General features: G+C 73.2%; 13 protein-coding genes and 1 pseudogene. 1 reads left to right on the top strand and 13 read right to left on the bottom strand.

Features of this window, described 5'->3' with window-relative positions:
- Positions 1 to 118 precede the first annotated feature (118 nt).
- From LPA54_RS22710 to LPA54_RS22765, 12 genes and pseudogenes are all read right to left on the bottom strand, one after another.
- A complete protein-coding gene (locus LPA54_RS22710) occupies positions 119 to 571 on the bottom strand; it encodes a Fur family transcriptional regulator (RefSeq protein ID WP_228980694.1) in 453 nt (150 codons plus the stop codon).
- A gap of 123 nt (positions 572 to 694) precedes the next feature.
- Positions 695 to 2,017 (bottom strand): MFS transporter, encoded by a 1,323-nt coding sequence (locus tag LPA54_RS22715; RefSeq protein ID WP_228980696.1) that lies wholly within the window; start codon positions 2,015 to 2,017, stop codon positions 695 to 697.
- Positions 2,014 to 2,835, bottom strand: a complete 822-nt coding sequence (locus LPA54_RS22720; protein WP_228980697.1) for a DUF364 domain-containing protein — start codon at positions 2,833 to 2,835, stop codon at positions 2,014 to 2,016. The genes LPA54_RS22715 and LPA54_RS22720 overlap by 4 nt, the downstream gene beginning before the upstream one ends.
- Positions 2,836 to 2,951: 116 nt before the next feature.
- A complete protein-coding gene (locus LPA54_RS22725) occupies positions 2,952 to 3,734 on the bottom strand; it encodes a phytanoyl-CoA dioxygenase family protein (protein ID WP_228980701.1) in 783 nt (260 codons plus the stop codon).
- A 91-nt stretch (positions 3,735 to 3,825) separates the two neighbouring features.
- Positions 3,826 to 4,863, bottom strand: coding sequence for a pyridoxal-phosphate dependent enzyme (locus LPA54_RS22730; protein ID WP_228980702.1), 1,038 nt, complete (start codon positions 4,861 to 4,863; stop codon positions 3,826 to 3,828).
- 16 nt (positions 4,864 to 4,879) lie between these two features.
- Entirely contained in the window at positions 4,880 to 5,647 is a 768-nt protein-coding gene (locus LPA54_RS22735; RefSeq protein ID WP_228980705.1) for a methyltransferase, read from the bottom strand.
- Between the two features lie 111 nt (positions 5,648 to 5,758).
- Positions 5,759 to 7,423 carry an ABC transporter ATP-binding protein gene (locus LPA54_RS22740; protein WP_228980707.1) on the bottom strand — a complete coding sequence of 555 codons (1,665 nt, stop codon included), beginning with the start codon at positions 7,421 to 7,423 and terminating at the stop codon, positions 5,759 to 5,761.
- Positions 7,420 to 8,259 carry an ABC transporter permease subunit gene (locus LPA54_RS22745; RefSeq protein ID WP_308112889.1) on the bottom strand — a complete coding sequence of 280 codons (840 nt, stop codon included), beginning with the start codon at positions 8,257 to 8,259 and terminating at the stop codon, positions 7,420 to 7,422. Before LPA54_RS22745 ends, LPA54_RS22740 begins: the two co-directional genes overlap by 4 nt.
- On the bottom strand, positions 8,256 to 9,203 hold the full coding sequence (locus tag LPA54_RS22750) for an ABC transporter permease (protein WP_228980709.1): 948 nt from the start codon (positions 9,201 to 9,203) through the stop codon (positions 8,256 to 8,258). Before LPA54_RS22750 ends, LPA54_RS22745 begins: the two co-directional genes overlap by 4 nt.
- Positions 9,204 to 9,205: 2 nt before the next feature.
- Positions 9,206 to 10,765 (bottom strand): ABC transporter substrate-binding protein, encoded by a 1,560-nt coding sequence (locus LPA54_RS22755; RefSeq protein ID WP_228980711.1) that lies wholly within the window; start codon positions 10,763 to 10,765, stop codon positions 9,206 to 9,208.
- Between the two features lie 276 nt (positions 10,766 to 11,041).
- Positions 11,042 to 11,662, bottom strand: a complete 621-nt coding sequence (locus tag LPA54_RS22760; RefSeq protein ID WP_228980715.1) for a TetR/AcrR family transcriptional regulator — start codon at positions 11,660 to 11,662, stop codon at positions 11,042 to 11,044.
- 608 nt (positions 11,663 to 12,270) lie between these two features.
- A pseudogene (locus LPA54_RS22765) lies at positions 12,271 to 12,477 on the bottom strand (hemin transporter); the annotation flags it as partial.
- A 338-nt stretch (positions 12,478 to 12,815) separates the two neighbouring features.
- On the opposite strand from LPA54_RS22765, the gene LPA54_RS22770 reads away from it, so the two are divergent.
- The gene (locus LPA54_RS22770; protein ID WP_228980894.1) at positions 12,816 to 13,430 is read left to right on the top strand and encodes a hypothetical protein; all 615 of its coding nucleotides are present in this window, start codon (positions 12,816 to 12,818) and stop codon (positions 13,428 to 13,430) included.
- Here LPA54_RS22770 and LPA54_RS22775 read toward each other — a convergent pair.
- Positions 13,393 to 20,877 (bottom strand): type I polyketide synthase, encoded by a 7,485-nt coding sequence (locus LPA54_RS22775; RefSeq protein ID WP_228980717.1) that lies wholly within the window; start codon positions 20,875 to 20,877, stop codon positions 13,393 to 13,395. The two genes, LPA54_RS22770 and LPA54_RS22775, sit on opposite strands and share 38 nt — an antisense overlap.
- Positions 20,878 to 20,956 lie beyond the last annotated feature (79 nt).

Genomic DNA, 20,956 nt, shown 5'->3' on the forward strand with positions numbered 1-20,956 from the left:
CCGCGTATTGCCGCGGCGCCTACCGGCGTCGTGGCGGCCCGGCGGAGCCGGTGTCGGCGGGCCCCTCCCGTGCTGCGCCCCGCCGCCCGGGCGAAGGGCCCGCACGAGGTGTCGGCGCCTACCGCCGAGCGGGGTGCCCTCCGCCGTGCTCCGCGCCGCCGCGGCAGTCGGCGCAGACCCCGGTGAGTTCCAGGGTGTGCTCGACATCGGCGAAACCCCGCGACCGTACGACGGCGGCGACCCACTCCTCGATGACCTCCGTGTCCAGGGGCTCGTCACGGCGGCAGCGGCGGCAGATGAGGTAGTGGCGGTGACCGGCCCCGGGGCGGTGTCGGTAGAGCCGCTCGCCCACCTCGTCGCGCACGGCGTCCGCGCCGCCGGCGCGCTCCAGGTCCTGCAGCGCGCGGTACACGGTGGTGAGGCCCACGTGGACGCCCGACTCGCCCATCACCCCGTGCAGTTCCTGGGCCGAGACGAACTCGCCGCGTTCGGCCAGCGCCTTCGCCACGGCGGCGCGCTGACGGGTCATGCGCCGGTTCGTCCCGTTCGTCCTCGTTGCTGTGGCGCTCACGGCCGACTCCTCGCAGAACGCTGTGCCAGTGCGGTGCGGCCCGGGGCCCACGGGGACAAGTCCCCGTGGGCCCCGGGCCACGAAGGTGACCACGCGCCGCGCGCGCACCCGGTCGGTGCCGGCTCAGTCCCCGGGCGGGGCGGGGGACCGGGCGACGACACGGGCGAGGACGAGCGCCACGAGCGTCAGGCCGCCGAGGACGGCCGCCGTGCCCGGGAAGCCGCCGAGGGCCAGGCCCACGCCGCCGAGTCCCGCGCCGACGAAGACCCCGAAGCTCATCCCGGCGGCGTTGAGGCTCAGCGCCGTGCCCCGCAGGGAGCCGCAGCGCCGTACGAGCAGGGTGGTGACGCACGCCGCGACGGTGGCGTGCCCGACACCGACGAGCGCCGTGAGCGGCAGGGCCAGCCAGAGCGACCGGGTGAAGAAGACGCCCACCAGCGCGGCCAGCGCCACCACCAGCCCCACCGTCATCAGCCGTTCCCCGGAGACCCTCGCCCGCTCCGTGCTCAGCAGCCGGCCGGCGAACAGGTTCCCGAGGAAGAACGACGTGCCGCTGAGCGTCCACACCAGCGCGAACGGCCCCGGCGCGAGCCCGAACCGCTCGTCGTAGAAGGCGGCGAGGTAGGCGAGGTACCCCATGAACGCGGCCGTGCGCAGCATGGCGACCAGTACCAGCGGCACCACGCCCGGCAGGGCGCCCAGGAGCCGGAACGACTCCAGGTAGCCGGGCCGTTCGACCTTGTCGGTGGTCTCGGCTCCCCCTCCCGCATCCGGGTCGGTCTTCCGCCGGCCCCGCAGCAGGAAGTACAGGGCCAGTACGGAGCAGAGCGCCGCGACGGCCCACAGGTCGCCCCGCCAGCCCCACAGCAGCGCCGGCAGCGCCACGAGCGGCGCCGCGAGGAGCGCGGTCAGTGACTGGGTGGCGGTGATGAGCGTGGCCGCGCGGCCCGCGGCGGCGTCGTTGTCGAAGCGGTCGGCGGCGGCCGCGGTGAGCGCCGGGTTGAGGACGGCCGTACCCGCGCCGACGAGGAGGCAGAACGCGGCCAGCAGCAGGAGGTCGGCGCCGGCCCCGAGTGCCGCCGAGAGGGCGAGCACGGCCAGGCCGCCCGCGGCCGCCCACTCGCGGCGGACGCGGTCGATCAGCGGGGCCAGCGCGGTACCCACGGCGAGGGCGGCCAGGCCGCCGAGGCCGCGCAGCTGGCCCAGGGCCGCGACGCCGCCCCCCGACTCGTCGGCGATCGGGACCAGGAAGGTGCTGTAGATGGTGAAGGGCACCAGGCCCACCGCGGAGGCCAGCATGAACGGCCACAGGAGGCGGGCCATCCGCAGGTCGCCGGGGACGGCCGGCGCGGCCTTCGGGTCGGCGGCCTCGGGGCCCGCGGCCTGCGGACCTGACGCCTCCTGGCCCGTGGTCGCGGCGGCGGGGCCCTTGGTCTCGCTGCTCACGCCTGCCCCACCCGGTACCGGTAGAGCGCGGTCGCGTCGGCGCTGAACTGGGAGAACGGGAACGGCTCGGCGGACAGCGCGGTCACACCGGCACCGAGGAAGGCACGGGCGACGGCGCTGCCGGTCTGGGCGTAGACCACCAGGGGGAGTTCCTGCTTGCGGCAGTGTTCGAGGATCCGGTCGAAGCTGCCGTTGCCGAGGGTCATGCCGGTGGCGACCACGGCGTCGGCCGCGTCCAGGACCTGGTCCATGTCGTCGGTGACGGGGTCGCCCCAGTTGGTGGTGCGCAGGTTGAAGTCGCAGGGCAGCGGGACGCCGCCCTGCTCGCGTATCGCGGCGACGAGCGGGTTGACGACGCCGATGAGCGCGACCTTCGCGCCGGGCGCGATGTCGAGGAGCCCGGCGACGGCCGCGTCCCTGGCCTGCGCGCGCTCCTCGGGCGTTCCGGTGGGCAGGACGACGGTCTCGGCCTCCGCCGCGTCGCGGTGCGGCCGTACGCGGCCGAGGTAGGCGTCGAGCGCGGCGACGCGCACCGCCGCCGACTCGTGGCGGATGAGGGTGTCGAGGGTGTGTCCGGAGGCGTCGGCGCAGAAGTCGGGGGTGACTTCGCCCGCTTCGAAGGAGCAGGCGCCGAAGGCGTCGCCGGACCGCATCAGCAGGTAGCTGTTGCGGTAGGTGACCTGGCTGCCGGCGAGGCGGGTGGTGTGGTGGAGCCAGAAGGCGCTGGTGACGGCGAGCTCGCCGGGGAGCGGCCCGTAGGCGCCGTCCAGGACGGCCTCCTGGAGTTCGGGTACGGAGTGGGGCTGTGTCGTGGACATGGTGGTTCCTTCTCGGGTGTGTGCGGACACGGGTGTGGTGGGGGCACCCGGGGGGCGCCCTCGCGGGGTGCGGCACCAGAAGGCCGTACGGGGTGTGGTGCGGGGGAGGGGAGTGGTCAGGGCAGGTCGGCCAGTCGTTCGGCGCGGTAGGGGAGACGGGACAGCTCCGGCCGCCCCGCCGGTTGGAAGCAGAGCAGCAGGGAACGCCTGTCCCCGGCCGTCCGGTTGGGCCCGGAGCGGTGCACGACGAGGCCGGGGAACATCAGCACCGACCCGGCCGGCGCCTCGACGGTCAGGGCGCCGCGCACGTCGGTCCGCGCGGCGTCGACCAGGAGACCGGTGGGCTCGGACCGGTCACGCGGCGCGGGCCCGGCCAGATGGCTGCCCGGGACGAGCTGGATAGCGCCGTTGTCGACCGTGGCGTCGTCGAGGAACACCACGGCGGTGGCGACGTCCCGGGCGTCCGGGCCCGCGAAGCAGTACCAGTACGGGTGGTCCTGGTGCCAGCGGAACTCCGAGCCGACGCCCGCCCGTTTGAAGTTCAGCTTCGACGTGAAGCGGCCCAGCCGCGCGCTGCCGACCATCCGCCGCATGGGCGCGGCGATCCGGTCGTCGTCCCACAGGGCGTCGAGCGCCGGGTCCAGGTGGGTGACGGGCGACAGGCTGCGGACCACGGGCGGACGGGCCCCCGGCTCCCAGTGGACGGTGGTGCCGTCCACCTCCTCCAGCCGATGCCCGTCGGGCCACACGGTGACCTCGGCGGGGCCGGCCGCCGCCCTCCCGGTCACGCGGGCGAGCACGGATTCCGCGGCCTCCCCCAGACGGGCCGTCTCGGCGGGGCCGACGAGCCGCGGCAGGAGGACGAAACCGCGGGCGGACTGCTCGTCGAAGGAGGACATGGGGGCACCTTCCGGTCGGGCACGAGGCGCGGGAGGCGGGGCGGGGGCGGGCGTGGCGGGGAGCGGGCGGCCCCCGCCCCCGCGACGCACGCTAGGCCGTCTCCGCCACCAGGACGGGCGACGCGCCGCGCAGCAGGGCGCTGTCGGCCGGCGGCCAGTCCATCGCCGACCACGGGTGCCTGAGCTGGTCCTGCGTCGTCACCTCGTGGGGCCGCATCGATCCGAGCCCCACGGCGTCGGTGTGGTTCGCGTAGGCGCTGTCGACGTAGCGGTGCCCGGTGTCGGCGGCGAGGAAGACGTACGTCCGGTCGGTGTCGCGCTCGCGCTCCCACAGCGTGGCGAGGTACGCGGCGCCGGCGGACAGGCCGGCGAAGATGCCGCTGGCCCGCAGGAGTTCCACGGCGCCGGACATGGCGTAGTCGAAGTTGACCCAGTGGACGCGGTCGTACAGGTCGTGCCGGACGTTGTGGAAGGGGATGGAGCTGCCGATGCCGGCGATGATCATGTCGGGGTCGGAGACGTGCTCCGCGCCGAAGGTGACGCTGCCGAACGGCTGCACGCCGACGAGCGTCACGTCACGGCCCGCCTCCCGCAGGTAGGTGGCGATGGCGCCGGTGGACGCCCCGGTCCCGACGCCGCCCACCAGCGACAGGGGGCCTTCGGGGACCTCCTTGCGGATCAGGTCGGCGACGTCGCGGTACCCGAGGTAGTGGATGGCGTCGTGGTACTGGCGCATCCAGTGGTAGTGCGGGTTCTCGCGCAGCAGCTCGCCGATCCGCTCGACGCGCAGGTTCTGGTCCAGGCGCAGGTTCTTCGAGGGCCGGACCTGTTCGAGGGTCGCGCCGAGGATCTCCAGCTGGACGCGCAGGGTGCGGTCCACCGTGGTCGAGCCGACGATGTGGCAGTGCAGGCCGTACCGGTGGCAGGCCAGGGCGAGCGCGTGGGCGTAGATGCCGCTGGAGCTGTCGACGAGCGTGTCACCGGGCTTGACCCGCCCGGTCTCCAGCAGGTGGCGCACCGCGCCGAGTGCCGAGTACAGCTTCATCGTCTCGAAGCGCAGGCAGACCGCTCCCGGCGGGACCGTCACCACGTCCGGTTCCTTGACCGCCTCGGCTATGTGCTCGTGCATGTCCTTCTCCTCCCCGTCAGACGGCGTCGTGCCGGATGAGCTTGAACAGGTACGCCTGGCAGTTGTCGCCCTCCCACGTCTGGCGGTGCAGCACGGCGGGGCGGAAGCCCGCGTCGACGGCGTGGCCGACGATCCGCTTCAGTTCGGCGGTGTTGGAGACGATCAGGTGGATCTCGCCGTCCGGCGCCAGCAGGTCGCGGGTGACGATCTGGTCGAAGAAGCGCAGGACGATCTCGGCGCCCACGCAGACGTTCCGCACCACCGTCGGGTCGTCGCTGGTACGCCGGGAGACCGCGGGCGGGTTGAAGGTGACGACGTCCAGCCGGGCGGAGTGCGGGAACTCCTCGAAGAGGTTCGACACCAGCGGCCGGAAGACGGTGTCCGACCGGTCGCCGACGATCCGGTCGTAGTGGGCGGCGGCGGTGGCCACGCTGTCCGGGTGGACGTCGACCGCGTACACCTCCCGCGCCCCCAGGGCGCCGGCGATCACGGCCTCGACGCCCAGGCCGACGCCCATCGCCGCGTAGGAGCGGCCCTTGACGGGGATCGTTCCGTCCAGCAGGCGGTCGTGGACGATGCGGCTGGTGTCGCCCGGCCGGAAGACCCCCGGCGGCAGGGTGAACGTCCAGCCGTTGTAGTCGTACGTCCGCTCGGTGTGGATGTCGGACTGGGCGCTGTTCAGGGCGAGTATCTCGTCCCCGGGGAGCGTGTCGGGCAGCGAGTCCAGCAGGGCGCGGGCCTCGTCCTGGGACGCTGCGGCGCCGGTTGCGGTCCGGTCGGTCATGGGTCCTCCGTGGTCGTCGGGGTGGGAAGCTCGGGTGCCGGCCGCGCCGGTGGCGCCGGGGATGCCGGTGGGTACCGGGTGCGCCGGACGCGCCGGGTGTGCCGGGTGTGCTCAGGCGCCGGACGCGGTCGGTGCGGCCAGGCCGGTATCGGTCACGTCGGTGCCGGTCGGACCCGTGCCGGTCGGGTCCGAGCCGGCCGCGTCCGCGCCGGTCGGGTCCGGGCCGGCCGCGTCCGAGTCCGCCCGCCCTCGTCCGGTGCCGAGGTCCATGGCGTCGACCAACCGCCGGGTCGGCGCGGCCCGGGGCGCGCGCAACACCTCGGCGGGTGCGCCGGACTCGACGACGCGCCCGCCGTCGACGACGATGACGTGGTGGGCGACGGCGGCGAGGAGCCCCAGGTCGTGGCTGACCCACAGCAGCGCGGTGCCGTGCTCGTCCCGCAGCCGCGCGAGTTCGGCGAGGACGGCCCCGGTCGCCGCCGGGTCCAGGGCCGTGGTGATCTCGTCGCAGACCAGGACGTCGGGCGCCGCGACGGCCGCCCGCGCCAGGGCGGCCCGCTGCAGCTCGCCGCCGGACAGACCGGCGGGGCGCCGCGCGCCGGTCGCCGCGTCGAGCCCCAGGCGGCCCAGCAGCCGCAGCGCCTCGGCGCGCGCGTCACCGGGCGTCAGACCGCGCAGGCGCACGGCGGTACGGGCCACCTGCTCGACGATCGCGTACCGCTCCTCGAACGAACCGCGCACCTCCTGCCACACGTACTGCACGCGCCGCTTCTGCTCGCGGGTGCGCCGCCGCAGCACGGGCAGGGCCGCACCGTCCAGGAGCACCTGTCCGCGGTGCCGTTCGTGGAGGCCGGCCACGCAGCGGGCCAGGGTCGTCTTGCCGCTGCCGGACAGCCCGGCGACCCCCACGCAGGCCCCGGCCGGCAGGCGCAGGTCCACCGCGTGCAGGACCGGGTCGCGCCCGCGGCCGCGCAGGTGCGCGGAGAGCCCGCGCACCTCCAGCACCGGAGGCCGGTCGGGGTCGGTGGGGCCGTGGCGCACGGTGTCCGGCCGGGACCGGGCCGGCAGGGCCTCGGCGGGGGTGCCCGAGGCCGTCACCCGGCCCCGGCTCAGGACGACCACCCGGTCGGCGAGGGCCCGTACCAGGTCGTGGTCGTGGCTGAGCAGCAGGATCCCGAGGCCCCGTCGGGTGAGTGAGGCCAGTTCGTCCGCCAGCCGCATCCGCGCCACCGTGTCGAGCCCGGTGCTCGGCTCGTCGAGGACGAGGACGCGGGGCCGGCACACCAGGGTCTGGGCGAGCGCCACCCGCTGGCGCTGCCCCCCGGAGAACTGGTGCGGGAAGCGCCGTACGAGGTCCCGGTCCGGGGGGAGCTGGGCGGCCTGGAGAGCCTCGGCCACCGCGACGGGCGGCGCGGTCTCCGGGCGGTGCAGCCGCGCCAGCTCGCCGAGGACGGACCCCGTGCGGCGCGCCGGGTTCAGCGCGCTCCCCGGGTGCTGCGGCATGTATGCGACGACCCGTCCGAGCACCGAGGCCGCCTGCGCGGTCGGGCCCCGCTCGTCCACGACGGTGACGCCGCCGACGGAGACCCGGCCGCTCAGCCGGACGCCCGGCCCCGCCTCGCCGAGCAGCGCCAGGGCGGCGGTCGTCTTGCCGCTGCCCGACGGGCCGACGAGCGCGGTGACACGGCCCTCGGCCAGGTCGAAGTCGGCCCCGTCGAGGAGGACGGAACTCCCGGCGTGTGCGGTCAGCCCGCGGACGGTGACGAGCGCGGTCATCGGACGGCCTCCTGCGTACGGTGCCGGGAACGGGCCAGCAGACGGTCGGCGAACAGGTTGAGACCCACGGTGAACAGGACGAGCATCGCGGCCGGCGCCAGCACGGCCCACGGCTGGAGCAGCAGGCCCTCGCGTCCGCGCGCGATGCTGACCGCCCAGTCGGGCGCCGTCGGGTCCAGCCCCAGGCCGAGGAAGTTCGCCGAGCCGACGAGGAAGACCGCGAGGGTGACCCGGGTGCCGATGTCGGCGGCGACCGGGGCGAGCACCGACCGCGCGACGTGGCCGCACTGGACGCGCACCCAGGACTCGCCCTGGAGCCGCAGCGCCTCGGTGACGGGACCGCTCGCCGCGTCCAGCGCCGCCGCCCTGACCAGCCTGGCCACGGGCGGGACGTTCACGGCGGCGACCGCGAGCGCGATGGCGACCGGGGAGCCGCGCCACCCCACCGCTACCACGCTGATCACCAGGAGCGTGGGCAGCGGGAGCAGCACGTCGAGGGGCCGGATCAGCAGCTCGTCCAGCCACCGGCGGCGCGCCGACGCCGCGACCAGCCCGGCCGCCCCGCCCACCAGGTAGGCGAGGGCGACCGCGCCCAGGGCCATGCCGAGCGCGCTGCGCCCCCCGTGGAGCAGCAGGGCCAGCACGTCACGGCCGAGCGCGTCCGTACCGAGGAGGTGCGCGGCCTCCCGTCCGGCGTACGGCGCGGCGAGGCCGGCGGCGGGCACGTCGGCGAACAGCGGCCCGAGGACAGCCGTCCCCAGGGGCAGGGCGACGAGGGCGGCGCCGACCGACGCCCCGAGGGCGCCGGAGGGGGACCGCCGCTTCAGCGGTTTCACCGCAGGACCTCCGTCCGTGGTACGAGGCGGTGGCAGACGAGGTCCGCCGCGAGGCTGAACAGCAGTGCCGCGACCGCGACGACCAGGGCGAGGCCCTGCACGGTGGGTACGTCCCGAGCCTCCACCGCCCGTACGAGGGCGGTGGCCACCCCCGGCACGGCGAAGACCGCCTCGACGATCAGCACCCCGCCGACGAGGTTGTCGCCCACCCGCGCCAGTTCCTGGACGCCGGGGATCGCCGCGTTGGGCAGGAGGTGCCGCAGCAGCAGTGTCCGGCGCGGGACGCCCAGGCGCCGGGCCTGGGCGACGTACCCCGCGCCCAGCACGGAGACCACGCCCGCGCGCACCTGGCGGGAGAGCAGGCACACCATGCGGGCGGCCACCACGGTGACCGGCAGGACCAGCAGCGCCGGCTCGGCGAACAGGTCCGCCGTCCCGACGCCCACCCAGGTGGCGGGGAGCAGGCCGAGCTTGAGGGAGAGGCCGGCGACGAGCAGCAGCGCCAGCACGAAGTCCGGTACGGCGTTGAGCGCCAGGGTGACCGAGGAGACGGCCCGGTCCAGGCGTCCGCCCTCCCGTAGCCCGGACAGGGTGCCGAGCAGCAGGGCCAGCGGCAGCACCACGGCGAGCGTCACCGCGCCGAGCACCAGGGTCGTGCCCACGGTGTCGGCGAGGATGTCGCGCACCGGGCCGCCGCTGACCAGGGAGGTGCCGAGGTCACCGGTCAGCAGTCCCGCCGCCCAGTCGGCGAACCGCTCCGCGGCGGGCCGGTCCAGCCCCAACTGCTCGCGCAGCGCCGCGACCTGCGCGTCGGTGGCGTCCTCGTCGTTGCGGACGTCGGCCGCGTCACCCGGCAGGAGGGCGGTGAGGACGAAGACCAGCACCGCCAGCAGCGCGAGTTGGGCGACTCCCAGGGCGAGGCGCTGCGATGCGTACCCACGCATCGTCAGGCCAGCCAGGCCTTGTCGAAGCGGGCGGAGTACAGGGTGTTGGGCGGGGCCGCCTCCATGCCGCGGACCCGGGACGAGACGGCGTTCAGCCAGTCCGGGTGCCCCCAGACGAGCAGGCCGCCCTCGTCGTGGACGGTCCGCTGCAACCCGCCGTACAGCGCGGTGCGCTCGGCGGTGTCGGTGGTCGACTGGGCCCGGGCGAAGGTCGCGTCGAAGTCCTTGCGGCGCCACCCCGAGGCGTTGAACGCGGACGTGCTGAGCAGCCGGTCGTTGATGTAGTTGGGGATGGTCATCGCGCCGGAGCGGTGGCTGCCCATGACGCCCTTGGTGAGCTGGTCCTTGAAGTACGTCTCCGAAGGGCCGGTGGTCACCTTCACCCGCAGGCCGGCGTCGGCGGCCTGCTCGGCGAAGAGCGTGGCGGCCTCCACGAAGCCGTTGGCCACCGAGGAGGTGTAGACGGACAGGGTCCTGTTGAGCGCGCCGGCCTTCTTCAGCAGGGCGCGCGCCTCGGCGACGTCGCGGGTGCGCTGGGGGACGTCCTCGGGGTAGTACTGGTAGCCCTTGCCGAACATGTCGTTGCCGACGACGCCCTGCCCGGCGAGGACGACGTCGACGAGCTTCCGGCGGTCGGCGAGCAGCTTGAAGGCGAGGGTGACGTCGGGGTCGTCGAAGGGCTCCTGGTCGCACTTCATCACGATCGCGTGGGCGGTGCTGCCCTTGGCGGCCAGGATCCGTACGGCCTTGTCGGCCTGGACGGTCCGGGCGAAGGTGGGCGTCATCTCGTAGCCGAACTCCGCCTCCCCGGCCCGCAGGGCGTTGCCCCGGGCGTCGGCGTCGGCGGAGAGGATCCGCAGCTCGTCGACGTACGCGCCGCCGTCCCAGTGGTCGTCGAAGCGGGCGGCGGCGAAGGACCGGCCGGCCTCGAAGGACGTCAGCCGGAACGCCCCCGTCCCCACCGGCTTGGCCGGGTCGGCGTACCGGGTGCTGACGACGGCCGTGCCCAGGGTGCCGAGGAGCGCCGGGAACTCGGCGGCGGGTCGCCTCAACGCCACCTCGACGACGTTCCCGCCGACGGCGCGGCTCTTCCCGAGGTCGATGACGGAGAGCATCCCCTGCGCGAAGTGGCTGGTCGCCTTCGGGTCGAGGATGCGGGCGAAGGTGAACAGGACGTCCTCGGGAGTGAGCGCCTTCCCGTCGTGGAACAGCGCCTTGCGCAGGGTGAAGCGCCACACGGTGGCGTCGGCGTTGGACTCCCACTTCTCGGCGAGGCGCGGCACGGGCTTCATCCCCCCGTCGAGCTCCACGAGCCGGTCGAACAGGGCCTTGGTGCGGGCCATGTCGACGGCCAGGGCCTCCGCGTGCGGATCGATGGTCTCCTGCTCGCCGCCGCCGGTGAACAGGGCCCGGAACCGGCCGCCGCGCCGGGGCTCGCCCTTACCGCCGTCGGCGGCCCCCTCCCCGGTGCCCGCGCCGCCGCCGCACGCGGTCAGGGCGAGACCGCCCGCGGCGGCGCCGGTCAGGGCGAGGAACTCTCGACGGTTACGGAAGATCGACATGCTGCTCCCAGGGCTCACGTATCGGACCCCGCGCCGCACGTCCGCAGGACGGTGCGGAGGGGCGCGGGGCGTGAGCAGCATTCATCAGATGAAAACGATTGTCAATCCAATGTGACGATCAGTCGGCTCGGGGGGCGGGTGGCGGCGGGACGTGGTGTGTCCGCATCCGGCGTCGACATATCCGGTGCCCGGTTGCCGCACCAAGCGGCCGGGCGGCACGGCCGTGTGCCTGGCGGTGGACGGGGAAGAGGCGGACGGGGCCCCTCCACGTGGCGATCACCGCGGACCGGCAGCGCTCCCCGTGGTGCCGGCCTCGCCCGCGGGCGGCGGCACCGTACGCCACAGCCGTGCCAGATACGTGGTGAGGGCCCGCGTCGCGCCGTCGTCCGCGTCGTCCGGCCGGGCGAGTGCCCAGGCGTCCAGGGCGGCGAAGACGGCCACCGTCACCACGGTGACCAGCTCGGCGCTCGGCCCGGGATCGATCACCCCGATGCGCAGGCCGTTGTCGACGAGGCGGTGGACCCAGGAGGCGTCGGTGTGCTCCAGGCCCCGGCCCGCGGCCAGGACGGCCCGGTCCTCGGGGTGGGCGCGCAGATGTTCCGCCAACCGCGTGGCTCCCTGCGTCAGTTGGCGCCACAGCTCGTCCGCCGTGGCTACCTCGGTCCACGGCCCGAGCGCGGTGAGCGTGCGGCGGACGGCGTCGCCGACCACCGCCTCGAACAGGTCCTCCTTGCCGTCGAAGTAGTGGTAGGCGGACGTCTTGGAGATGCCCGCGTCGGCGATGATCCGGTTGAACGAGGCCGCGTCCCTCCCGGCCCGGGCGAAGTGCCCGCGGGCCACGGCGAGGAGGGCGGCCTGCGTCTCGGGAGGCAGCCGGTGAAACCGGGGCAGGGGCATGGGCGTACCTATCCGTCGACGGTGGGGGAGGGGGCGACCCGCGGGACCGGCGCGAGCGTCCGGCGGGCGCGAACCGTCATGCCCCAGTGCGCCACCCACAGCGGAACCGCGACGGCCCCGCCCACGTGACCGGCCGCGCCCGGGAAGAGGGACAGGACCTGGAAGGCGCACCAGCCGTGGCCCAGGACCGCCCACCGCCGGACGAACCGGGCGCCCGTGCGTCCGTCGGCGGCCAGCGACCTGGCGCCCGCGTGCACGATGAAGAAGTCCTCGGTGAAGTTGTACGGGATCGCGAACATCCACCACACGGACGCGGGACTCCGCACGGCGGCGCCGGGCCGTACGCAGGCCAGCATCCGCTGCAGCGCCCGGCAGTAGAGGGCCACCAGCCCGAAGAAGACCAGCACGACGGCGAGCGCGGCGGGCGCGCCCAGCCCCCCGACCTCCCCGAGCAGCCCGCGCCCCCACTGCGGCGCCCACCACGGCTGGCAGAGCAGGACGGCGACCAGGGCGGTCCCCGTGGCCTTGACGAAGGCGATCACGCGGCGAGTGTACTGGTGGTACACACCGCTGGTCCACCCCCGCGAGGTGAGGCCGATGCCGGCATGCAGGCACTTGTGCACGGCCGCGTACCGGTCACCGGTGACGCCGACGGCCACGTGCTTGTGGTCCATGCGGGCGATGCGGGCGAGCAGGGCGTCCGGGCGGGTGTCCGGGTCGGTCAACAGCGCACCGGCGAAGGCGGCGATGGATCCGGCCGGCGCCCGGCGCTGCGTACCGCCGGCCTGGTCGCCGCGGTCGAACGTGCCGTCCAGCTCCGGGTGACGGGGCCGGGACGGGAGAGACGGAGAGGGTGGACGGTGTGGGTACCGGCCCGGCACGCCACCGCCCTCGATGATGGACGGACCGCCTGACCGAAGCCACGACCGAGAGAGGTGGCGCGCGTGAGGGAATGGACGCTGGCCGAGACGTTCCGCAGCACGTCGGGTGAAGTCCGCTGGGGCAGCCTCGGGCGACCTGACGGACCGCACAGGGCACCGAGTTGGCCGGGTACAGGCTCTGGTCCGGGTAGGTCTGCCCGGTCGACGCCATCACCTCTCTCGCCCTGCGCGGCGCCCCGGCGCTGGGCGTCGCGGGCGCCCTGGGCGTCGCCCTGTCGGCGGCCCGGCACGGGACCGGCGGAGCGGTCGACGCGGCCGCCGTGCACGCTGACGCTGCCCGCATCGTCGCGGCCCGGCCCACCGCCGTCAATCTGTCCTGGGGAGTGCGCCGCGCCCTGTCCCGGCTCCGGGGCGGACCACAGGCCGTCCTCTTGGAAGCCCGCGCCATGCTCCACGAGGACGAGGAGACCAACCGGGCAGCCGCCCGTCGCGCGGCCGAACTGGTGAAGAACCTCTGCGGGCGACGCCCGTTGCGCGTCCTCACCCACTGCAACACCGGACGGCTCGCCACCACCGCGCTGTACGACGTCCGGGCAGCGACCGGCGCCGCCCACGAAGCCGGCGCCCGCGCTGCGGGACCTGTGCCCCGTGGCCGGCGCCCTGCCCCGCGACGTCGACGCGACCGGCGTGGACCCGGCCGTAGGCTGCGCTACGTCTCCCGCTTGCCCAGCGCCTACTCGGCGCTGGGCTGGAGACCAGTGATCGAATCCGTGTGCGCCTATCGGCGCACGGGTGCCCGCGCATGCAGGCGCCCCCGGACGGGGGCGCCGCTGTGGCGGTCACAGTCGGTCAGGCACCCTCCCGGGGCGAGTTCGTGTGCCCGCTGAGGGCCAGGACGCGTTTGCTGAGCTCCATGAGGTGTGCGCAGTTCAGAACTTCGATGGGGGTGACAGAGCACTTGAGGTGGTGGTGCAGGGAGGCGCTGAGTTCTGCGGCGAGGAGGGAGTCCACTCCGAGGCGGTCCAGGCGACGCGTTCGGTCGATCTTGTCGGGAGTCGTGTGGAGCGTCGTGGCGAGGAAGTCGGCCAGGATGGTCGTAGTGGCATCCAGCGCCTGGTCGTACGTCATGTGGGGCAGGCTTGAGAGGAATGTGCTGGAGAAGTTCTCCCGGGTCGCGCCGGCGGGTGTCAGGAGACTGAAGCGCGGGGCGTCGATGGCGTAGTTGGAGCGCCGGAGCACGGTCGGGTCGAATCCGCCCACGTTGGCCACCGAGGCATGCGGGTCGTGCAGGAGCTGTTCGAGCGCGGCCAGGGCGCTGGCGCTGTCGATATTGTCCGTGCCGGCCCTTTCCAGGACGTCGACCAGGTTCGTGCGTACCGCGATGCCGGTGTCGTTGATCACTGACCACTGGACGGCCAGGGCATGTTCGCCCGCGGAGCGACGCTGGTGCACCAGCGCCTCCATGGCGGAATTCGCGGCCGTGTAGTTCGCCTGTCGGCTCATCCCGGTCAGCGCCGAGACGGAACTGTAGACGACGAAGAACTCCAGGCCCATGCCCCGGGTGAGGGCGTCGAGGACCCGCGCGCCGACGGCCTTGGGCGACCACACGGTCCTGAACTGCGCGTCCGTCGCGTCCCTCACCAGGGTGTCGTCCAGGACCATGGCGGCATGGATCACCCCGCGCACGGGTCGGGCGGACGCTTCGCACTCCGCCAGGATCCGTCGTACGGCAGCCGGGTCCGCGGTGTCGGCGGCGTGCGCGACGGCCCGCGCCCCCAGGTCCGCCAGATCCTGGATGAGGGACTCGGCCGCCGGGGTGGCGCCGCCCCGACGGCCCACGAGCGCAAGGTGGCGCGCACCACGGCAGGCCAGCCAACGGGCGGTCGCGGCGCCGAAGCCGCTGAGACCACCAGTGACGACGTACGTGCCGTGCGGGTCGAGCCTCAGCCTCGTCGGCATCGGGTGATGGGGCGTGGAGCCGTCGAACGTGACCACCACCTTTCCCGTGTGCAGGGAACCCTTGAGGAGCTGGAAGGCGCGGTCGACCTGGTGAGCGGGGTAGGTCTGGTGCGGCAGTGGTGGGCAGGCGCCGGCTTGCACCCTTTCCACCAGCTGTCGGAACTGCAGCTTGCCGGCCTCCCGCTGCGGTCCGACCAGCGCTCCGACGTCCACGCCGAACAAGGCCGTGTTCGCGAGGAACGGGCGCGTCATCAGGGGGTTGTTCTCCAGGAAGTCACGTTTGCCCAGTTCGATGAAACGACCACCGCTCGCCAGCAACTCCAGCCCTCGGGCCTGCGCCTCCCCGGCCAGGGAGTTGAGCACGACGTCCACTCCCCGGCCGTCGGTGATCTGGCGGACCTCGTCCGCGAAGGCGAGGGACCGGGAGTCAAGCACGTGATCGGTTCCCAGGAGGCGCAGGAGGCTGCGCTTGACCTCGGTGCCCGCGGTCGCGATGACAGCGGCACCCCGTTGCCCGGCGTGGTGGAGTGCCGCCAGGCCGACTCCGCCCGCCGCCCCGTGCACCAGGACGGTCTCGCCCGGCTGCAACCTGGCCAGGTGGTCGAGGCTGTACTGCACGGTGAGGTGGGCCAGGGCCAGTGTCGCCGCCTCGGCGAAGCCCATGCCGTCCGGCACAGGGGCGACAAAGTCAGCCGAGGCCAGGGTGTACGACCCCATCCCCGACGCCGTGAGGCCGAACACCCTGTCACCCGGCGCGACACCGGTGACGCCCGGCCCCACCGCGGCGACGAGACCGGCGCATTCGAGTCCGAGCTCCGGTACGCCCTCGGTCTGGTGCACCGGGGGCACCATTCCGGTGGCGACCATGACGTCGCGGTAGTTCAGGGCGGCCGCACGCACCTCGATGAGCACCTGTCCCGGGCCGGGGGACAGCGGCGGGCGTTCTTCCCACCGGAGCCGGTACGACGTGCCGACGTCATGGGCCCGCAGGACGAAGGTGCCCGCGGAGCCTGGCGCTGTGCTCGAGGCGGTGACCTGTCGCGGCGGCATTTCCCTGATGCGGGATACGAACCGACCGTGCGCGGTGAGGATGACCTCGTCCTCGGAGGAGCCTGTCGTCAGCTCACGGAGCAGCACGCCGGCGGCCTGCTCGGCACCGTCCTCCGCCAAGTCGTGCGGCACCGCGACGCGGGTGACCCGCACGCGCTGCTGCTCGTTGCCGAGAGAGCGGCCGATCCCCCAGACGGCGGCGTCACTCCCGTGGTGCGAAGGAGGCATGCTCATGTTGACCGACGCGCCCATGACGACCAGATACAGGTGTGCCTCGGTGTGCGGGGGGAGTTTTTCACACGCCTGGACGATGCTGCGTACGGTCCGGAACCGCTCGACAGGTTCATCATCGTTCCACGGCTCGGTGCACGCGTCCACGTGGTCCCGCCGCCGGAACAGGCAAACGATGTTGACGACCTGAGCGTGTGGGGGCAGGACGGACTCCCACTGCTCGGGCGAGGTGGTCAGGACAGTCGCGGTGACGCGCTCCTGCCCCGCACTCAGCAGCGCCTCGGTGAGCGCCTCCGTTGTCGACCCGGTGCTCTCCTCACCGGCGACGACCCAGGAGACTGGGGCGGCGGAGGGCTTCACCGGCCTGTCGGCCGGTGGTGTCCGCCGGGGTTCCCGGGAAGCAAGAAGCACCGAGCACGGAGAGGCACCCTCCCCTGAACCAAGCGCGGGCGTGGAGGCCACGTCGGCGAAGCCGTGCTGCCGCAGCAGACCGGTCCAATCCGCCCCGTCACGCCATGCGGCCCGCCCCCGCGGATCGTTGTCCGCGGGGGCCCACCCGCCGACGCCTGTCGCCAGCACCGGCAGAAGCAGCCGCGGATCGCGCACTTCGACCGCCGCCAGGTAGCCGCCGTCCACGAGCAGGGCGGACAGACGCTCCAGCCCCGCCGAGAGGTCCCGTGTCCTGCTCAAGGAGTGCCGGGCCACGACGACGTCGAACGACGCTTCGCTGAAACCCTGGTCGTGCAGGTCTCGGCCGAGGTCCAGGGGCCGGTAGGTGACGACATCGGATGCGTTGAGCTGATCACGCGCCTGGTCGGGGAGTTCGGCGCTGCTGCCGGTGAGGACGTAGTGGGTGCGGTCCGCAGGCAGATTGGGTAGCAGCACGGAGGCGAAGGGATCGGCTGCGGCCCCGACCTCCAGGACCCGCAACGGCCGGTCGGCGGGCCACTGGCGCAACGCCTGGCCCAGCAGATCGGCGGCCGCCAAGTAAGTGGGCCGCAGGAGACGGTTCAAGACGGCGGTCAGGTCGTCTTCCGCGGGGCGGAAGGGGGTGTCTCCCTCACGCTGTCGTCGCAGGAACTCCGGGAGAGTCCGGGCGTAGTGCCCATGGAGCGTCCACAGATCCGCGTACTCGGGCAGGTCCAGCAGGGCCTGACGGAGTACCCGCCCGGGTCGTGCCGGGACATCTGTGCGTCGCAGCAGACCCGGGCCGGCAGGGCGGACCAGGCCCTGAGCCCGCGTCTCCGCGAGGAGCAAGTCGAGCAGTCGCTGGTGGCTGCGGTCGATGCCGTGGTCGAGCAGGCCGGCGGGGGAGAAGGACTCCGAGCGTGCCTCGCCGGTGAGGTCGTCGAGGAAGGCCGCCATGCAGTGGGACGTGAGACGTCCGACGGCATCGACCACCCCCTGCACGGCCGCCGCATACGTCTGATCGCCGGCGGTGCTGCGCTGTGCCAGCACCGTCCGTGGCGAGGGCAGTCCGGCAACCGCCGTACGGTCCGGCTGCTGGTCGGGGGCGGCGCGGACGACTGTCTCCAGCAGCCGGGCCGGCCCCGACGCTTTGCCAGCCCCCTCGAACCGGCGCACACGACAGCCCTGGATCTCGGCGGTGACGGTGCCGGCCTCGTCCGTGAACGTGATGTCGACAACGGCCTGCCGTGGATCGAGGTCCTGGGCGCGCACATGCACGAAGCCGGCGGAGGCGAGATCCGTGTACCTGCGGACCGTGTCGAACGACACGGGGAGGAAGGGCTTGCGGGCAGCACAGTCGAGGAGTTGCAGAACGGACTGCAGTGCGCCGTCGACGACGGTGACGTTCGCGCTGACGGACCCGTTCGGCATGTCGGTGCCGTAGGAGGCCAGGACTTCGCCGTGCCCCCTCCACAGGCCCTTCACCACCTGGAAGGCGGGGCCGTACACACATTCCATGGCGGCTGCCGCGCGATAGTGCTCGTCACCTGTCAGCCGGTCCTTCAGGCGGCGGCGAAGCTCATCGATGTCGAGGGGCGTGGCGGCGGATCGGGGCAGGCGGCGCACCTGGGCACGCACGTGGCGCTGCCATGGCCCGGTGCCCCCGCCGCGGCTGGAGATATGCACCATGTGGTTCGGTTCGGCGACGGACACCTGCCACGTGAGGTCCATCGCGGCGTCATCCCAGGGCATGACGAGCGCGTTCTCGATGGTCAGCGCGTGGACCTCGGCGAGAGCACCGTCGAAGACGGACCGCGCGGCGGACATCGCCATCTCCACGTAGGCCGCGGCCGGCAGCACCACCGATGCCCCGATACGGTGATCAGCCAGCCATGGCAGACGGGTCGCCTCCACGGTGTTGTGCCAGGTCGGTTCCGCGACGGACAAGCGGCTGCCGAGAAGCTCATGCTCTTCCCCCTGAGCGTTCGAGCCGCTCTGGTCCTGCGACCACCATGCCGGGGAGCCGTTCCAGTGCTCCCGCCGCTGCCAGGGGTACGCCGGCAGATCCACGACCCGCCCGCGCCGGGGCAGCGCCTGCTCGATCACGTCCGCGCCTGCCGCCACCAGACGGGCCACCGTCGTGTCGATGGAGAGGGAGCCGGCGGGGGAGCGGTCCATGACGGCGAGCGTGGCCACCTTCTTGTGCAGCGCGACGGCCTGGCGCCGTACGTAACCGCCGAGAACGGGGCGCGGCCCGATCTCCACGAGGATGTCACACCCGAGGTCCTCCACCAGATGGGTGACGGCGTCGGCGAACTGGACGGGTTGCCGCACGTTGAGCCACCAGTAGTTGGCGTCGAACCGCTCACACACGGTCCCGGCGTCGACGCAGGCCGACACATAGGGGATCTTCGGCGGCGAGGACTTCAGGCCTGCCAGGCCGGCCACGAGCGACTCCCGGATGGGCTCCATCGCCGAGGTGTGGAAGGCGTAGTCGAGGTCCAGGAGCCTGGAGAAGACACCTTCGACCACAAGCTCGCAGGCCAGGTCGTCAAGGGCGTCGAGGTCCCCGGCGAGAGTGACGTCGTGCGCGGAGTTCACCGCCGCGAGCTCGACCTTTCCCCCGTACGGGGCCATCAGTGTCCGAGCCCGCTCGACGGACACGCCGACGGCCAGCATCCGACCCTGGCCGGCAGTCAGCGCCTGCACCTGGCTGCGCACCGAGATCACGTGGCACGCGGCCTCCAGGTCCAGGGCTCCGGCGGCGTAGGCCGCGGCCACCTCACCCACGCTGTGACCGGTGACCGCCACCGGGGCGACCCCCCGCCGGGCCAGAGCCTCCACCAGGCCGACCTGGACCGCGAAGAGCAGGGGTTGCGCGATCTCGGTGCGTTCCAGGCGCTGAGCGTCACACCTGCCGAGTTCCTCCAGGACCGACCAGCCGATGCGGGGGCCCAGCAGCCGGTCGACCTCCTCGACCTTCGAGCGGAAGGCGGGCTCCTCGGCCAGGAGGGAGACTCCCATGCCCGCCCACTGCGAGTTGTTGCCGGAGAACACGTATCCCACGCGTCCGTTCGGCACCGCGGTTGCCACGCCGGCGGCGGATGGCTCCCCTGCGACAGCGCGACGCAGCTCCCTGGCCGCCTCGGCCGGACTGCCGGCCATCACCACCATGCGTTCTTCCCGTGGGGCACGCCGTCTGCCCGCGGTCCAGGCCGTGTCGTAGAAGCCGTCTCCGGGCACGCCGTCGAGATGTGCCGCCATCCGCTCGGCTGCCTGTGTCAGAGCTTCGCGGGTTCGCGCGGAGACGACGACAGGAAGCCTGCGCGACCCAGAGGGCCCGGAAGAAGCCTGGCGGGGAACGTCGGGGGCCCCTGTGAGGATGGCGTGTGCGTTCGCGCCGCCGAACCCGAACGAGTTGACGCCCACCACACAGTGCGTGCCGACAGCTCCCAACGGACGGGACGCGTGCACCGGGGCCAAACCGAGTTCGTCGAACGGGATGGCTGGATTGAGGGGCAGGCCATGCAGCGAGGGCGGGATGGTGCCGCGCTGCAGGATCAGCAGCGCCTTGAGCAGCCCCGCCATACCGGCGGCCGGTTCCAGGTGCCCGATGTTCGTCTTCACCGAGCCGACGGGCAGCTCAGCCCCGTTGGACCTGCGCCGGCCAAGGGCACGGCCCAGTGCCAGGCATTCCAGAGGGTCCCCTGCTGCCGTTCCCGTACCGTGTGCTTCCACGTAGGCGACACGGCTGGCGCTGAGGCGGACCTGGCCGTACACGTCGCGCAGGAGGGCTTCCTGGGCCTCGGCGCTGGGCAACGACAGACCTTGGGTACGACCGTCGGTGTTGACCGCCGTGGCCAGGATCACGCCGTGGATCCGATCGCCGTCCGCGAGGGCGTCCGACAGCCGGCGCAGGACGAGCATGCCGGCACCCTCTCCCCGGACATACCCGTCCGCGTGCGCGGAGAAGGTGCGACTGCGGCCCGACGGGGAGAGCATGGAGGCCTTCGACAGACCGACGTACTCCCCTGGGTGCAGCAGCAGGTTCACCGCCCCAGCCAGAGCGACGGGACTCCGGCCGCAGCGCAGCACCTCGCAGGCTTGGTGCACGGCGGTCAACGAGGATGAGCACGCGGTATCGATGGACATCGAGGGGCCGCGGAAGTCGAAGATGTAGGACAACCGGTTGGACGTGTTGTTCCCTGATCCGCCCGACATCGTGTAGGCGTTGACCGATCGCATGTGCCGGAATTGCAGTTCCAGGTAACTTCTGTAAGAGGCTCCGGTGAAAACGCCGACGTCAGAACCCGCCCAGCGTTGCGGGTCGATCCCCGCGTCATCGAACGCCTCGACGGCACATTCAGCCAGAAGCCGCTGCTGGGGATCCACGCGAGAGGCTTCCCGCGGCGACATCCCAAAATACTCCGCGTCGAATTCGGTGATGCTCTGCAGGTAGCCGCCTGCGGCTGCATACGTCTTGCCCGGCCGGTCGGCCCGGGGGTCGAGGAAGGAAGCGACATCGAAGCGTCCATCCGGTGGTTGGGTGATCAGATCCCGCGCCCCTGCCAGAGCTGTCCAGAAAGCGCTCATCGAATCGACGCCGCCGGGAAGGCGGCAGCCGATCCCCACGACCGCCACGGCGTCGACCATGCGGTCCTCGGAAAGGATGAGGTCGTCAGTCATGTCGGAAAGCCCCTCTCGTCGCTTGCACCAGGACTTCTCCCGGTGTCGTTCGGGCGCCGCGCCCCGCCTCACCGCGCCG

This window comes from Streptomyces sp. DH12, assembly GCF_020873895.1.
In the GTDB taxonomy this organism is placed as follows: Bacteria; Actinomycetota; Actinomycetes; order Streptomycetales; family Streptomycetaceae; genus Streptomyces.

Coding starts and splice junctions, on each gene's coding strand:
- LPA54_RS22720 (WP_228980697.1), bottom strand. CDS start 2,835: ATGTCCACGACACAGCCCCACTCCGTACCCGAACTCCAGGAGGCCGTC.
- LPA54_RS22725 (WP_228980701.1), bottom strand. CDS start 3,734: ATGTCCTCCTTCGACGAGCAGTCCGCCCGCGGTTTCGTCCTCCTGCCG.
- LPA54_RS22730 (WP_228980702.1), bottom strand. CDS start 4,863: ATGCACGAGCACATAGCCGAGGCGGTCAAGGAACCGGACGTGGTGACG.
- LPA54_RS22735 (WP_228980705.1), bottom strand. CDS start 5,647: ATGACCGACCGGACCGCAACCGGCGCCGCAGCGTCCCAGGACGAGGCC.
- LPA54_RS22740 (WP_228980707.1), bottom strand. CDS start 7,423: ATGACCGCGCTCGTCACCGTCCGCGGGCTGACCGCACACGCCGGGAGT.
- LPA54_RS22750 (WP_228980709.1), bottom strand. CDS start 9,203: ATGCGTGGGTACGCATCGCAGCGCCTCGCCCTGGGAGTCGCCCAACTC.
- LPA54_RS22755 (WP_228980711.1), bottom strand. CDS start 10,765: ATGTCGATCTTCCGTAACCGTCGAGAGTTCCTCGCCCTGACCGGCGCC.
- LPA54_RS22760 (WP_228980715.1), bottom strand. CDS start 11,662: ATGCCCCTGCCCCGGTTTCACCGGCTGCCTCCCGAGACGCAGGCCGCC.
- LPA54_RS22775 (WP_228980717.1), bottom strand. CDS start 20,877: ATGACTGACGACCTCATCCTTTCCGAGGACCGCATGGTCGACGCCGTG.